The organism is Microbacterium sp. GXS0129, from assembly GCF_044769785.1.
Taxonomy (GTDB): domain Bacteria; phylum Actinomycetota; class Actinomycetes; order Actinomycetales; family Microbacteriaceae; genus Microbacterium; species Microbacterium nymphoidis.
The window spans coordinates 1-15,048 of record NZ_JBIZVZ010000006.1; the positions used below are offsets into that span (position 1 = coordinate 1).

The 15,048-nt window shown below is 68.4% G+C and carries 11 protein-coding genes; 2 read left to right on the forward strand and 9 right to left on the reverse strand.

Annotated features, from left to right (window positions below; genetic code table 11):
• Positions 1-324: 324 nt before the first annotated feature.
• Positions 325-1,302: a prolyl aminopeptidase gene (pip, locus tag ACIQJ5_RS15950; RefSeq protein WP_231092370.1), complete on the reverse strand. Its 978-nt coding sequence runs from the start codon at positions 1,300-1,302 to the stop codon at positions 325-327.
• 48 nt (positions 1,303-1,350) lie between these two features.
• The gene (locus ACIQJ5_RS15955; RefSeq protein WP_402845300.1) at positions 1,351-2,235 is read right to left on the reverse strand and encodes a neutral zinc metallopeptidase; all 885 of its coding nucleotides are present in this window, start codon (positions 2,233-2,235) and stop codon (positions 1,351-1,353) included.
• Between the two features lie 156 nt (positions 2,236-2,391).
• Here ACIQJ5_RS15955 and ACIQJ5_RS15960 point away from each other — a divergent pair, with 156 nt between their 5' ends.
• Together ACIQJ5_RS15960 and ACIQJ5_RS15965 are read left to right on the forward strand one after the other, a co-directional pair.
• On the forward strand, positions 2,392-4,164 hold the full coding sequence (locus tag ACIQJ5_RS15960; RefSeq protein ID WP_231092372.1) for a sodium:proton antiporter: 1,773 nt from the start codon (positions 2,392-2,394) through the stop codon (positions 4,162-4,164).
• 124 nt (positions 4,165-4,288) lie between these two features.
• Positions 4,289-4,747 (forward strand): recombinase family protein, encoded by a 459-nt coding sequence (locus ACIQJ5_RS15965; RefSeq protein WP_402845302.1) that lies wholly within the window; start codon positions 4,289-4,291, stop codon positions 4,745-4,747.
• Positions 4,748-4,826: 79 nt separating this feature from the next.
• On the opposite strand, the gene ACIQJ5_RS15970 is transcribed toward ACIQJ5_RS15965, so the two are convergent.
• Genes ACIQJ5_RS15970 through ACIQJ5_RS16000 form a run of 7 tightly spaced genes read right to left on the reverse strand, consistent with a single transcriptional unit; the run spans position 4,827 to position 14,990 of the window.
• The gene (locus ACIQJ5_RS15970) at positions 4,827-6,293 is read right to left on the reverse strand and encodes a serine/threonine-protein kinase (RefSeq protein WP_402845304.1); all 1,467 of its coding nucleotides are present in this window, start codon (positions 6,291-6,293) and stop codon (positions 4,827-4,829) included.
• Entirely contained in the window at positions 6,290-8,215 is a 1,926-nt protein-coding gene (locus ACIQJ5_RS15975) for an FHA domain-containing protein (RefSeq protein WP_402845305.1), read from the reverse strand. Before ACIQJ5_RS15975 ends, ACIQJ5_RS15970 begins: the two co-directional genes overlap by 4 nt.
• Positions 8,212-9,102, reverse strand: coding sequence for a PP2C family serine/threonine-protein phosphatase (locus ACIQJ5_RS15980; RefSeq protein WP_231092376.1), 891 nt, complete (start codon positions 9,100-9,102; stop codon positions 8,212-8,214). The genes ACIQJ5_RS15975 and ACIQJ5_RS15980 overlap by 4 nt, the downstream gene beginning before the upstream one ends.
• A complete protein-coding gene (locus ACIQJ5_RS15985; RefSeq protein WP_402845307.1) occupies positions 9,099-10,361 on the reverse strand; it encodes an RDD family protein in 1,263 nt (420 codons plus the stop codon). Before ACIQJ5_RS15985 ends, ACIQJ5_RS15980 begins: the two co-directional genes overlap by 4 nt.
• Positions 10,361-12,727, reverse strand: a complete 2,367-nt coding sequence (locus ACIQJ5_RS15990; protein WP_402845309.1) for a transglutaminase family protein — start codon at positions 12,725-12,727, stop codon at positions 10,361-10,363. Before ACIQJ5_RS15990 ends, ACIQJ5_RS15985 begins: the two co-directional genes overlap by 1 nt.
• Positions 12,724-14,019, reverse strand: coding sequence for a DUF58 domain-containing protein (locus tag ACIQJ5_RS15995; protein WP_231092379.1), 1,296 nt, complete (start codon positions 14,017-14,019; stop codon positions 12,724-12,726). Before ACIQJ5_RS15995 ends, ACIQJ5_RS15990 begins: the two co-directional genes overlap by 4 nt.
• On the reverse strand, positions 14,016-14,990 hold the full coding sequence (locus ACIQJ5_RS16000) for an AAA family ATPase (protein ID WP_402845482.1): 975 nt from the start codon (positions 14,988-14,990) through the stop codon (positions 14,016-14,018). Before ACIQJ5_RS16000 ends, ACIQJ5_RS15995 begins: the two co-directional genes overlap by 4 nt.
• Positions 14,991-15,048 lie beyond the last annotated feature (58 nt).

A 15,048-nucleotide genomic window follows, 5' to 3' on the forward strand; every position in this document is an offset into this window, starting at 1 on the left:
TGCACGCTGTTGAGTTCTCAAGGATCGGATGCTCCCACACACCACCCACACGGGGCTTAGCTGCGGGGCAACTTCTCTAGCCTAGACCAGAACCCGCACCGCGTCAAACCGACACGCCGCGACCCGAAGTCCAGGCAACCACCACGAAACAACCCCAGCACAACAGCACCAGGATCATCATCGAGGGGGATCGTCCACCAGCTTGAGGGGAGCCGGACCCGGAGGCCCTCCGCTCTACCCTGTGGGGCGAACAAGAACTAACTTACGCGGAACCCACGCCCACGACAAATCCCGGTGAACAACGGGCGTGTCGCACTTGCTCGCTCAGGACGCGAACCGATCGCACGCGGCACGCAGCGCCCGACGCGTCCCGGGCTCCGCCGCCGAGTGACCGGCATCCGGCACGATGATGAACTCCGCCTCGGGCATCGCCTCATGCAGAGCCCATGCCGTCATCATCGGAGTGCACATGTCGTAGCGACCCTGCACGATCACCGTGGGGATGTGCCGGATGTGTGCAGCATCCTCGATGAGCTGGTTCTCACGGAACCATCCACCGTGCATGAAGAAGTGGTTCTCGATCCGCGCGAACGCGGCGGCCCGCCTGGCATCAGCCATCTCGTCGACGGCCTCCTCGTCACGGACAAGGGTGACCGTTCCGGCCTCCCACTGCGACCACGCCACTGCGGCCGGGAGATGCACGGCGGGATTCGGATCGAAGAGGCGCCGGTGGTACGCCTCGATCATGCGGTTGCGCTCCAGGGGCGGGATCTGCTCCTCGTATGCGCGCCAGTGATCCGGGAACACCGCGGCGGCGCCACCCTCATAGAACCACTCCAGCTCCTCACGCCGCAGCGTGAAGATCCCCCGGAGCACCAGTTCCGTCACGGCGTCCGGGTGCGTCTGCGCGTAGGCGAGCGCCAGCGCGGATCCCCAGGAGCCGCCGAACACCTGCCAGGCACTGATGCCGAGGTTCTTGCGCAGCAGCTCCATGTCCGCCACCAGATGCCATGTGGTGTTGTGACGCATGTCGGCGTCAGGATCGCTTGCGTGCGGCGTGGACTTGCCGGCGCCCCGCTGGTCGAACAGGACGATGCGGTACTTCTCCGGATCGAAGAAGCGTCGCTGCCATGGTGAGGTGCCGGATCCCGGACCGCCATGGACGAACACCACAGGCTTGCCTTCCGGATTCCCGCTCTGCTCCCAGTAGATGCGGTGGCCGTCGCCCACCAGCAGCTGTCCCGTCTCATACGGCTCGATCGCCGGATAGAGGTCTTCGTCGAGCCCCTGCTCGTCAGTCATGTCGTTCCCCCACCGGTGCGCTGTCGGCGCGCACCTGTCATCGTGCTCTTAGAGCGGGCCGTCGAAGGTGTCGCAGGCATTGATCCCCTGCGTGTACCCCGTCCAGAACCAGTTCTGCCGCTGCTCGCTGGATCCGTGCGTCCAGGTGTCCGGATTCACGTAGCCGCTGCGGCTCTGAATGTTGTTGTCCCCCACGGCTGCCGCCGCATTCAGCGCGTCCTTGATCTGAGCCTCAGTGGGCTCCTTCATGTAGGGCACACCGTTCTTGTCCTTGGACTGCGTGATGTTCTTGATCCATCCGCCTGCGAAGCAGTCCGCTTGCAGTTCGGTGCGCACGCTGTTGCTGTCGGCGCCGGTGCCGTTGTTCGGATACTTCTCCATCACGCCGATGAGGTTCTGCACGTGGTGGCCGTACTCGTGTCCCACCACATAGAGCTGCGCGAGGTCGCCGGCGCTGGCGCCGAACTGCTGGCGCATGATCTCGAAGAAGGACGGATCCACGTACACGCTCTGATCCGGCGGACAGTAGAACGGCCCCATCTGGTTGCTGGCCGTGCCGCATGCGGACTCCGTCGTGCCGGAGTACACCACCTCGGTGGGCTTCACGTAGCCGTCCATATTCGCGGCCCAGAAATCGTCGAGCAGCAGGCTGGCCGCAGCGAGCCGGCAGTCGTCGTTGGCGTTGGCGTCGGCGCCCGTCTTGCAATCGGCGAACTCGCCGGTGGCGGCGGTCGTCTCCTGCTGCTGCGGCTGCCCGCCGGTGCCGACGATCCCGCTCAGATCCACCTGGCCGTTGGTCAGGATGGCGACGAGCGCCACCACGATGGCACCGAGCCCGACGGCCCCGCCGCCCACCACCATGCCGGTACGACGGCCACCGCCGCGACGCTGCGCGGTGTTGTCGCTCACATCGGCGTTGGGATTGAACGTCATCCCTCAACGGTACTCGCCCGAAGCCACAACACACGGGAACGATGCACACGCATTCTGCGCCGTCACGAGGCGGTTCCTGTCTGAGGCACCCCTCTAAACTGGAGAGGTCGGCGCGCGCGATGCCCTTTCCGCAAGCGCCTCGGGAGGAGGGTCCACATGTTCACGCCCCTGTCCGATTTCCCCGAGATCGACCATCTCATCCCGTTGTTCGGTCAGATCGACATCGACCTGACGATCATCCTCATCGTCGCCGGCATCCTCATCATCGCCCTGGTAACGGCCCTGGCACCCAAGGTGGGCGTCGCTGGTCCCCTTGTGCTCGTGGCCCTCGGTATCGGCATCACGTTGATCCCCGGGACGCCGAACCTGTACCTGCCCCCGGAATGGATCCTCATCGGGATCCTGCCGCCGCTGCTGTACGCCGCCGCAGTCTCGCTTCCCGCGATGGAGTTCCGGCGGGACTTCAGCGCCATCGGCGGACTCTCGGTGCTGCTGGTCCTGCTTTCCTCCCTCGTGCTCGGGCTCGTCTTCAGCCTCCTCATCCCCGATGTCGGATTCGCGGTCGGCGTGGCGCTCGGCGCCGTGCTGAGCCCCACCGATGCCGTGGCCACCTCGATCGTCAAGAAGCTCGGCACCTCGCCCCGTGTCGTGACGATGCTGGAGGGTGAGAGCCTGCTCAACGACGCCACCGCGCTCGTGCTTCTGAAGACCGCCATCGCTGCGAGCTCCGGTGCCTTCGCCCTCTGGGGCAGCGTCGGCACGTTCAGCTGGGCCGTCGTGATCGCTGTCGGCATCGGTGGGCTCGTGGGCTGGGTGAACCTGCGCGTTCGCGCCTGGATCCCCTCGACGACGGCCGCCACCGCCATCAGCTTCGTGGTGCCCTACGTCGCCTACCTCCCCAGCGAACACCTGGGTGGCTCGGGGCTCGTGGCCGCAGTGGTGGCCGGCATCGTCACCGGTCAGGGCGCCGCACGATACTTCACCGCGGAGCAGCGACTGAGCGACCGAGTGAACTGGCGCACGATCGAACTGATGCTGGAAGGCGCCGTCTTCCTCATCATGGGCCTGGAGCTCAGCTCGGTCATCAACAGCGGCGACGAGGACATCCTCGGCAATGCCGCCTTCCTCGCGCTTCTCGCATTCCTCGTGATCATGGTGATGCGGACGCTCTACGTCATCCCCCTGGTCTGGATGCAGGGGCGGCGGGCGAAGCGCGGAGAGACGATCCGCCCGCATCTGGAGCAGGCACGCGACCGGTTCCAGAACGTCACCGTGGAGCAGGTCGCGGAGCGGGGAGCGCGAAACCCGGAGCGCCGGCTCGCCAGCTTCCGCAAGCGCATCTCCCGCTCGCTCGGCGACATCGCCTATCTCGAGTCGTCGCAGCTCGGATGGCGCGAGGGCGCCCTGATCGTCTGGGCGGGTATGCGTGGCGCCGTAACCTTGGCCGCGGCGCAGACGCTGCCACAGGACACGCCCAACCGCAGCCTGCTCATCCTGATCGCCTTCCTGGTGGCCGTGGGCACCCTGCTGCTGCAGGGATCCACGATCAAGCCGCTGATCCGCGCCCTGGGCCTCACCGGAGCGAAGGACGACGCCGACAGTGCGGAGCAGCTCGCCGAGCTCAACGCCGCCCTGCGCGAAGCCGCGTCGAAGGCGCTGGCCAACCCCGATCTGCACCGCGAGGACGGCCGTCCCTTCGACCCGGCTCTGCTGGCCGCCGCCCGGGAGCGCATGGTCGCCCCGCCGGATGAGGCGGAAGGCGCCACGATGGACGAGCTGCGGGCCATCCGCCTCGTCATCATCCAGGCGCAGCGACAGCGCCTCACCTCTGCCCGATCGAACGGCCGCTACAGCACCGCGATGCTGCGACGGGTACTGGAAGGACTGGACGCCGAGGAACTCAGCATTCGCGCACACCTCCCCGAGTGACCTGGCGCCCTGGCGACTCCCATCGTGCAGGCTGCAGGTTCGCGGCCGATGGGCGGTGACTTCACCGGAGCGATGTCGGTGCCGTCAGGCACAATGGAGCACAGGACGAACGACGGAGAAGGACATGACGGACGGCGCGACGACGGGCACGGACTCCAGCAACGACACGGGGCTGATTCCTGTCGCCCACACGGCTGCGGAGTGCCCGAAGTGCTTCTCGGAGCTGCAGTCGGACAGCACGTGGTGGCGGGCACGGCCCGAAGGATCTCGACTGGTGGGTCTGGTCGTGGTCCGCGACGACATGCCTTCGCTCATCGAGCAGCGTGAAGACCTTTCGCGCTTCGGCGTGCCGATCGAGGGATTCCGCCACCCGGCCCCGGAGACGCTCGAATCCTGGGAGCAACGCCTCACGCGGTTCTTCGGCACTCTCCGACGCGGTGACGTTCTGGTGATCTCCTCCGTGCACGCGCTGGGTCGCGATCTGTCCGAGGAACAGCGGACCATGGCCGAGCTTCGCCGGCGCGGCATCATCATCAAGGTGCTGAGCCACGGCGCCAAGCACCTCAGCGACGCGATCCGGTAACGACGCGGACGGGTGAGTGGCACGGGCGGGTGAGTGGCACGGGCGGGTGAGCGTCACGGGCGGGTGAGTGGCACGGGCGCTAGGGCGCGCAGAGGCGCGCCGGCACAGTGCTCGCGGCTCCGTTGTCGCGCAGGACGCTGACGGCGATGCACACCTGGACCGCGTCCCCGCGGGGAACGGTGACCGTCGCCGTCTCCACGACTTCTGCCTCCTCGTCGCGGCCGGCGTTCACGATGTTCCAGAGGTAGCGATCGCCCGGGAGGGCATCCGGGTTCGTCCACGTGAACACGACGTCGCCGCCCTCGACACGACCGGCGAGATCCTCGGGGGAGGGAACGGCGGTCACGACGATGTTCTGCGGGGCGGCGCTCGGCCCCGGGTCCGGGGTGCGGACGGTCGCCGCGAGGACACTCGCGGCGACCACGACCGCGACGACGACGAGCCCGGAGGTGATGACCGCCACCCGTCCCCACGGCTTCGACCACAGGGATGCGATCCCCGAGGCGGTGCGGTGACGTCGCGGTTCGACATCGACGACGGCGGGCGAGTTGGAGGCGGCGGCTTCGGTGGTCGAGTCCGTGCCGGTGAGCGGCGGCGAGCCGACGAGAGGCGCGATGCTCACGACGCTGCGCACCCGGGTCAGCCCGTCTGCTTCGCCGTCCTCGTCGCTCCGGTCCGGCGCGTCGTCGATGATGTCGATCACCGTCACGGCCATCGACAGCTCGATCTGAACCTTCTGCAGCGCGCGGGCGAACGCGAGCGCCGAGGGATGCCGATCCTCCGGCGACTTTGACAGCGCCCGCAGCAGCGTGCGCTGCAGAGACTCGGGTATGTCCGCACGAGGGATGGGCTGGGCCGGCATCCTCTCGATGCGATCGATCAGATCCAGGCTGGTGGCGGCGCGCTCGGCCTCGAACGGGCTGTGCCCGGCGAGCAGGGTGTAGAGGGTGGCGGCGAGCGCATAGATGTCGGCTTCGGGGCCGCCGAAGGGCTGCTCGGCGAACATCTCGGGAGCGGACCACGGAATCGACACCCCCGCAGCTGTCTCCGCGGCCGACGTCGACGCGATGCCGAAGTCCGTGAGCGCCGGGTGGTCATACTCGGTGAACAGAACGTTGGCGGGCTTGATGTCGCGATGCATCACCCCGGCGCGATGCACGGTCTCCACCGCGGCGGCGATCATGATGCCGACGCGGAGAACCTCCGGAACCGACAGCGGACGAGCCCGGTACCGCGCCTGCAGTGTGGGCCGCGGCGCGTACTCCATGACGAGGTACGGGCGTCCGTCGGGTGCCTCTCCCGCACCGTGGACGGTGACGATCGACGGGTGCGTGGACAGCATGGCCATCACGTTCGCTTCTGCGGCGAACTCCGCCAGAGCGGACCGGCTCATCCGGTCGGTGTGCAAGACCTTGATGGCCACCCGCCGCCGGGGCATGTGCTGCTCGAAAAGGTAGACGTCGGCGAACCCACCCGAGCCGATGAGCTCCACGAAGGTGTAGCCGGGAAGCTCGGGTGGTGGCGCCGCTCGACGTCGGGGACTCACGGAATGTCCTCGAACCTGAGCGTCACGTCGTCGCCGATGTCCAGCACGTCACCCGAGAGCACCATCGTCGCCTCACCGGGGTGCAGGCGCAGCGGACCGTCGCCCTCACGCAGCAGCATCGTGCCGTTCGTGGTGTTGAGGTCGGTGACAGTGACCGCTTCACCATCGCGGCGGATCTCGACATGGTTGCGGGAGATGTCGTGCGTCGGGCTTGCAACGGTGATGAGCTCCGGAATGTCATCGCTCATGCCCTGCTCGATCCGCGGACGACGTCCGACGATGAGAGTGCGGTCCAGGTCGAGAACGGCACCAGTGGACAGCACGACGCGACCACGGGTCGCACGGTCCGTGTCCGGGGATCCGCCCGCTTCACCCGAGGTATGAGTGCCGTCCAGATCGATACCGAACTCCGCATAGAAGTCGGGGGCATCCTCGAAGTCCGCGGCCGTGGCAGCACCCGGGTCGGTATCCGACACCAAGCCGGCCGCGCGGGCCGCGTCGAGGAAGGACTGCTCGACGGTGTGTCCGTCGTGATCGCCGGTGATCCCGGCTGCCGCCATGCTGTGCTGCCCCGCGGGCGAGTCGGGCTCCGCCTCATTCCAGTGCAGCGGCATGGCGGTCCCACCCGTCACGCCCGGGTCGATGACGGCCTCCCCTGTCACGGTCTGATCAGACTCCTCGTCCGCGGAGTTCGCGTCCGTAGGGTGGGTGCCGTCGTGTGAGATGGCATCATCACCGCGGTCGGCGGCGCCAGCCTGGTGGGCGAGATCGCCGTGAGGGCCGCCGCTGTTGCCGAACCCAGCGCGGTCGTCGCCCTCGGCGAGGCTATCGGTGGCGATGGGGCGGGCGATGTCACCCGTGGCGGAGAAGTCCCTGCTGTTGTCGACGCCCTCGTTGGCGACGCCCTCGTTGTCGACGCCATCGCTGTGGACGCCATCGCTGTGGACGCCATCGCTGTGGACGCCATCGTTGTGGACGCCATCGTTGTGGGCATCGTTGTTGTGGAGATCGTTGTTATCGACGGCCTCGTCGGAAACGGCATCTTCCCCGTCCGAGAGGGGGTCGCTGTCGCCATGCGCGTGGGCACCGTCGTCCGCGTGAGAACCGTCGTCCGCGACAGCGCCGTGGTCCGCGATGACACCCTCGTTCGCCGGGGCACCGTCGTACACAACGCTGCTGCCCACAACGCTGTCATTCACAACGCCGTTCTCGACAACGCTGTCGTCCACAACGCCGCCGTCCACAACGCTGTCGTCTGCCGCGCTCTCGGCGTCGCCGCCATCGTCCCTCGTGCGGTCGTCGGTCGGGTCTTCACTCGCGGAACCGCCCTCCGCCGCAGCCGTTTCCGGCTCGTCGTCGGCACGTTCGTCCTCGTCAGCGCCGGTCGGTTCCGGAGCATCGATGGCCGCAGCGTCGGTGGTCGCTCCGACCGGTGCCGCCGCCACCGTGCTGCCAGCCGGATGGTCCTGCGTGCCGACGGCGACGAGGCCGGCGCGCGCGATGCCGGAAATGAGCGGAAGCAGGGTCTCATCGATCTGCGACTCCGGGGGCGTGACCAGGAGCGCGACATGGACGGGAAGCTCCTGCTCGACCCAGGTCTCCATGCGACCTCCGGTGATCAGCTCCTGCCGGGCACCATCGTCATAGACCACCCGGACGTCGCCCCTCACCGCGACCCTCAGGTCCGGACCATGACCGATCGCGATGGCGAACGGGGGGACCGCGGACAGCGGTGCGCCCGCAGTGGCGGTCATGGCGTCGATCACGGCCGCGATACGACCCGAATCCAGCGCCCGCCACACTCGCTCGAGAGTGGAGGCAGCCATGTGGCCCGGGAGGAGAACGAAACCGTTCTCCTTCGCGATGACGTACCAGTCGCCGCTGGCGTATTGCATGATGCCGATGCTCGTATGTGTGCTCATCGTGATGAGTCCTTCCCCAGATGCGGGCTCTCGCCCTGTCCCAATCCCCGCGATGTCGCCGCTGGCGCGGCCTCCCGCGTCCCGTTCGCCCCGCCCCAGCGGGTGCCCGGCGCCGTGTCCTCGTCGTCTTCCGACAAGGACACGTCTCGAGCGTCGACGACGATCACGGTGATGTTGTCCCGGCCTCCGGCCGGTGGTTCGTCTGCCCCGGCGTCTCCGTGGAGAGCCGCGAACATGAGATGAGTGACCGCGCTGCGCGGATCTGTCGTGTTGGTGAGGATCGCCGCGATCTGCTCGTCGCTCACCTCGTTGGTGAGGCCATCGCTGCACACCAGCAGGCGATCACCACGGGCCGCGGGAATCATCCAGATGTCCGCGACCCCGTCACTGCCCGCACCGATCGCACGGGTGATGACGTTGCGCCCTGTTCGCGCGGCGAGATCCGGACGGCTGCTCGCGATCAGCTCCTGCACCATCGAGTGATCGACGGTGATCTGCGTGAGACGCCCCTGCGCCAGCCGATAGGTTCGGGAGTCGCCCACGTTGGCGATCAGCCAGTAGCCGGCACCGTCCACGTCCGACACGGCGACCCCGGTGAGGGTGCTGCCGGCCGGCCGGCCGGCGCCGCCGACCCGCTCGACCCGGCGGCGGGCCCGAGTCAGCGCGTCCTGCAACTGCTCGACCGATACGGACGGCTGCGCCGCGAGCTCGGCGCATTCGGCCACGACGATCCCGCTGGCAACGTCTCCTGCGGCATGGCCGCCCATGCCGTCTGCCACGAGGAACAGGGGCGGCTGAGCGATGTGCGAGTCCTCGTTGCTGCGACGGCGCAGGCCCGGATGCGTCGCGGACGCCCAGTCCACGGTGATGGGAGCAGTGGCGCTCATCGCATCACCTCCACACGGGCGCGACGAGAGCCGATCTCGAGGAGATCACCGGTCTGCAACCGGGTGAACTCCCCCGGGGCAGCCGCAGTGGTCACGCCTTCGCGGCGAATACGCACCCCGTTCGTGGAGTGCAGATCGACCAGCCCGATGTCGGCGCCGCTGCGCTGCACGCGAAAGTGCGACTTCGACAACGAGAGCGAATCGTCGAAGACGATCGCGAGGCCATCCTCCTCCCCACCGACCGGGTTACGACCGAACACCGTGTCTCGCTCCACCTCACACAGCGTGCCATCGTCCCACATGATCGTGACGAATGTGGAGGGGTTCTGAAGCAGGTGCGCGACCAGGTCCTCTGCCGCGGACGGACCGGACATCGAGACCGCAGGAACAGGCGGCGTCGCGCGCACCGGAGCGCCTGGAGCCTGCTCAGCCGCCACCTGCCGATCGCGCGCGGGCGGAGAGACGACGATGGCGGGTCGCGTCGAGCGACCCGAACGCGCCGTGATGGTGAGTGGCGGCGCAGGCGGACGGGTGATCGAGGGCGGCTCGTCGCCGGGTCGCGGGCGTTCCTCACGGGTCGCCTGCACCGGCGCCAAAGAGCTCAGCTGCCCGCCGCGCGCTCGCCGGGCGTTGCGGATCCGGGCGCGTTCGGCGCGGATCCGGTCATCCGTGATGCCGGGCACGCTCTCGATGACATCGGCAGTGCGCTCCGGAGGTTCCGTGGTGAGGTAACGACTCACCCGAGATACCGGGACGTCACGGATCGGCTCGGCAGCAACCGCGTCGGCACTGACTCCCGCGAGCCACTCCTCCGCGCGCTTCTCCTCCTGCAATACGGCCGGCACCACCGGCATCCGCCGGTTCTGCTGCACCATGGACGCTGCCACGATCTTGTCGTGCCACCCACGGCGAGCCCCGCGATCGAACAACGGCGTGAAGAAGCCGATGACCGCGGCGCACAGCAGCAGGAAAACGGTGTTTCGTGCCAGGGCGCGCGCGAAGCCGATCGGGAGAAGGTCGTGCACGCCGATGAGCCGGATACCGACCATCTGCATTCCGAGTGACCCCTCCCCGGCCTGAAGCGCGCTGTGCACGAGGAGCCATACCGCGATGACTCCCGCGACGACCAGCGGGGTGTGCCCGGTTCCCGTCAGCGTCAGCACTGCCGTGACCAACGAGGCCAGTACGACGGGAATCACCGCGTCAATCGCGCATGCCAGAATCCGACGGCTGATGCCGGCGGCTTGCCGCTGCGTCATCATCGCCCCCTTTCCGCCGTCGCGGAGAGCGCGGACGTATCACCATCGGGTCTCCCACCACCACGTGATCGTCCCCGCGCACCGATCACGGAACGCAGACTGATCCTTGCACGCATGCGACGGGCCCGACCGACCGAGAGGCGCATTCCGTGGACAACTCGTCCAGCCTCGTCCCAGAAAGCCTCTCCCTCGGCACCGTCCGCGGTCGCGGGTCCGAAGACGCCCGCGTCGGCGCGATGTGCCAGGGGAAGGACGGCCACATCCGGAAATGCGCGCTGGAGGGTCCGTGCGGTCTCCACCCGCGTCGCGCCGGCGCGGACCGGAACCCGGAGGTCGACGGCGCGATCGACGATCTCATCCCAGCCGCCGGCGATTCGAGCGGGCACGCTGACCGATCTCTGACGCCGACGCCGACGCATCTCCTTGATTAGGAGCACGATCACCCCCGGGGCAAGAAGCAGCGCTCCACCTCCGACGACAGCCGCCGACAGCGCGATCGAGCCCCAGTCGATGCTTGCCTCCTCCGGCTTGTCCTGCTCTTCGCCGTTGTCGCGATCGTTGGGCGCCAGAGGGGTGTCGTCCACGGCTTCCTGTGGGGGAATCGGGGGCTGCAGCACCTGTGGTCTCGGATCGCTCCGGGGTCGCGGCGCCGACTCCCTCGGTACCTTGTCGGGCGGCGGTGCCGGATCGAAAGCCACCCAGCCGTGCCCGGCGAAGGCGACCTCCACCCAGGCGTGGAGGTTGTCCCCGTTCGCGACGAACGGATCGGTGATCGCACCATCGCCCGAGGGATACCACCCCATGACGACGCGGGCGGGAATGCCCAGCTGTGCCGCCATGAGCATCATGGTCACCGCATACTGCTCGTCGTCTCCGACGATGGTGTCGCTGTCGAGGAAATCGTGAAGACGGACTGCCCCGTGACCGGAGAGGGACGGGGCGTCACCCTCGAGTCCGTGGCTGAAGTAGCCCGTGGATGACAGCCATCCGGTCAGCGCCTCGACCTTCTCCAGCGGAGTCGTAGCGTCAGCGGTGGCCTGCGAGGCGAGCGCGGCGACCTCTTCGGGCACGTTCACTGCGGGCGGCATGCGCACCGCGGCGAACGGGGCATCGGCGAGCGATGCCCGCGACGGGGACCGCTCGATCGTCGTCTCGACCGTGTAGACCATTCCCGGTGCCAAGCCAGCGGTGTTGAGCGCGGTCTGGGTCTGGTCGTTGTAATAGGTGTTTCGTCGTTCGGTGGCACCTGCCGTCCGTGCCGCCGGATCGTAGGTGAGCTCCTGGACCGCACCCACCGTCGGCACCCAGACGCCGGTGTAGTCGCCGACCACCACGCCCACCCGCGTGAGCGTGCTCTCGTCGGCCGCACCGCCGGACAGCGGCAGAAAGCGGCCGGAGCCGGCCGAAGCGCCATCGGATGCCTGCAGCACGAGCCCGTCGTAGGCGTCGAGGGCCGCGAGGCGCACGCGCGCGCCCGTCGGCAACCCCGTGATGGTGAACTGGGCGCTGTCGGCGTGGTCTCGCACGAAGGCGCGGAATGACTGCAGGGGACTGGTGTAGTCGTGCGGCTGGAGGGGCGGCACGACGTGATCGCGCGCCACGACCCGGTCGGTCCGGCCACCGTCGAAGAGATAGGCGCCTCCCGCCGATCCCCCCACCATCGCGATGAGAAGCACGGCGGCAGCCGCGACGACCCGGCGGCGGCGAATCGCGCGCAGATGGACCGCGGTGGCCTCCGTGGACGCATGAAGGAGATGACGCGACGGGTCCAGGGCATGGCGAACCCCCAGCCAGGCGATCAAGACGACCGCGAAGGCAGCCCCCGCGACCACGGGCAACTCGGCAGTGCGGGAGCCGAGGAGGGCCACGGCTGCCGCGGTCAGACCGAGGGGCAGCAACGCCCAGGCGGCATGCTTCAGACGCAGCGCGGCCGACGCCGACGTCACCCCGCACACCGTCATCAGGATGAACGGCACGAGGGCGTGCTCGTCGGTGGAGAGCGGAAGCCCGGCCGTGATGAACGACTTCCACGCGGTCACGATGCCGGTGGTGAGAGATCGGAAGCTCTCGAGCGTCGGGATGGCGAAGAACGTCGTGCCGGGGAGCGCGGCCGCTGCGCCCACGAGGAAGTAGCCCGCGACCGTCGCGAGGACGGTCAGCGGGAGGGCCCAGGCACGCAGGGAGGCCACAACCGCGATCGCGACGCCGAGGCCGGTTCCGATCCCGACCGTGAGCAGGAAGCCGAGCCCGTCGAACACGGGCTGAAAGCCGCAGCCGATGATCAGGCACAGGACGACGACCGCGATGACGTCGATCATCATCCGCCGAGCGCGGGTGCCCCGGAGCCCTTCGCGCACGGAGGTCACGACAGCACCCGTCGGACGGCGCGCGGAAGCTCCTCGAGCCTCGGCACATGCAGCACGTCAGCCGTGCCGACACGACGCCGCACGCTCTCCGATTCGGGATCGGCCACCACCACGAGCGTGCGTCCCCCGGCGGGCAGGCGTCCACATGCCGCGTGCAGCGCAGCTGCGGAGGCCTGCGCTCCGCACACCAGGATCACCAGCGCTGCCTGGTGCGCATGGGGTGCGATGCGCACCCCGAGGGCGTCGATGCCCGTGCCGCCTGCAGAAGAGAACGAGACCAGGGAGAACTCATCGAGCAGACGTCCTTCACCGGTGTCCGTCACCACGCGCCCCTGCATCAGCACGGCGAGATCTCGGGAATCCGCGAGCGCGTGCATACCGAACGACGCCGCGATACTCACGGCGAGTTCGAACTCATCCGGGTCGCTGTAGTCGTCCGGGTGCGTGCTGAGGCCGATGACGAATCGCGATCTCCGGGTCTCCTCGTACTGACGCACCAGGACCTCACCGGCGCGCGCCGTGGAGCGCCAGTGGACGTGGCGGAGATCGTCACCCGGCGTGTACTCGCGCAGCGCGTGGAAGGAGACGTCGTCACGGGAGAGGTCCGGTGTGGCCAGGCCTTCGAGATCACGGACCCGCCCGAGCGACAGCCCGACGAGTGGAACCGTGAGGGGGTGGACATACAGAGTATGGGCGTCATCGCGGTGGGAGATCCGCTCGAAGAGGCCGAGGGGGTCGCCGCGGAGCACGCTCACCGGTCCCACAGCGAGCGCACCACGCGCGGCCGTCGGGATAGAGAACAGATCGTCGCGGGTCTCTCCCGCGGGCATCCGTGGCACGTCGAAGGAGCCCCAGCCCGATCCGACGGGCAGCATCAGTCGCGCGGGCGCCAGCGAGCGCGTGGTCGGGTTCGTCACCGTCAGGCTGCCGTAGGCACGCTCCCCCGCCACCACTCGCGTGCGGTTCAGAGCGATCCTGATGTCGTACGCGGTACGTCCGATGAGGAACAGGGCCGATTGGATCATGACCAGCCCCGCCACCAGTGCGGCAGTCGCGAACTCCGCCCAGCCCAGCAGGGTCGCTGCGATACCGACGCCCACCGAGCACGAAAGCAGCAGCCATCCCAGTGGACGCAGGGTGCGCAGGCTCTCTGCGGCCGATGTCACGCGGGCGCGCCGTGTGGCTTGCCGGGTCTGCGTGGTCGCCGTCTCGTCGGGTACGGCGCGCGTCGGCCACGCTCGCAGCGTGCGGGTGCGGCGAGCGTCAGCGGGACGAGACGGCGAGGACATCATTGCGGATCACTCCGGTGCAATGGGGCATCGACCGTGGCGATGACACGTGCCAGCACCGCCGCGGCGGTCATGCCGCTGTACTCCGCCTCGGGGTCGAGCACGATGCGGTGCTCCCACACGGGCCCGAGAAGCGCTTTGATGTCGTCCGGGAGCACATAGTGGCGTCCGAGCGAGGCCGCCCGGACGCGCGCGATCCGCACCATGGCGATCGCGCCGCGTACGGATACGCCCAGGCGCACGGAGTCGTGATCACGCGTGGCTTCGGCGAGCATGGCGATGTAGCGCAGCACGGCGGAGTCGATGTGAACTGTGGCGGCCAGCTCTGTCATGTCCGAGACCGCGTCGGTCGTGATCATGGCGGACAGGGCCGGCTGGGAGACCCGCGTGCCGGTGGCGGCGAGGATCGTCTCGGTGGCATCGAGGTCCGGGTAGCCGATGGACGTCTTCACCAGGAACCGGTCCAGCTGCGCTTCCGGGAGGCGGTAGGTTCCGGCCGTCTCTATGGGGTTCTGTGTCGCGAGCACGAGGAACGGGCGGCCCACGGCGTGAGCGACGCCGTCGATCGTGATGCGCCCCTCTTCCATGACCTCGAGGAGCGCCGATTGCGTCTTCGGCGAGGCGCGGTTGATCTCGTCGGCGAGCACGATCGATGCGAACACCGGTCCGCGATGAAACTCGAACTCCTGCGTCCGCTGGTCGTAGATCGTGACGCCGGTGATATCGCTGGGGAGAAGGTCGGGCGTGAACTGGATCCGGCTGCTCGTTCCCTGAACCGTGGCCGCGAGCGCCTTCGCGAGGCTGGTCTTACCGGTTCCGGGCGCGTCTTCGAGGAGGACGTGTCCTTCAGCGAGCATCGCCTGCAGCACGAGCGCCACGATGTCGGACTTGCCGATGAGCGCTGCTCCGACATGGCCGACAAGGCGCGCGAACGCGTCGGCGAACCAGACGGCCTGCTCGGGGTTCATCGGCACCGGTTCGGTGGTCGATGCATCCGGCGCATCGCTCGGCGGATCGTCCGACAGGAGCGGC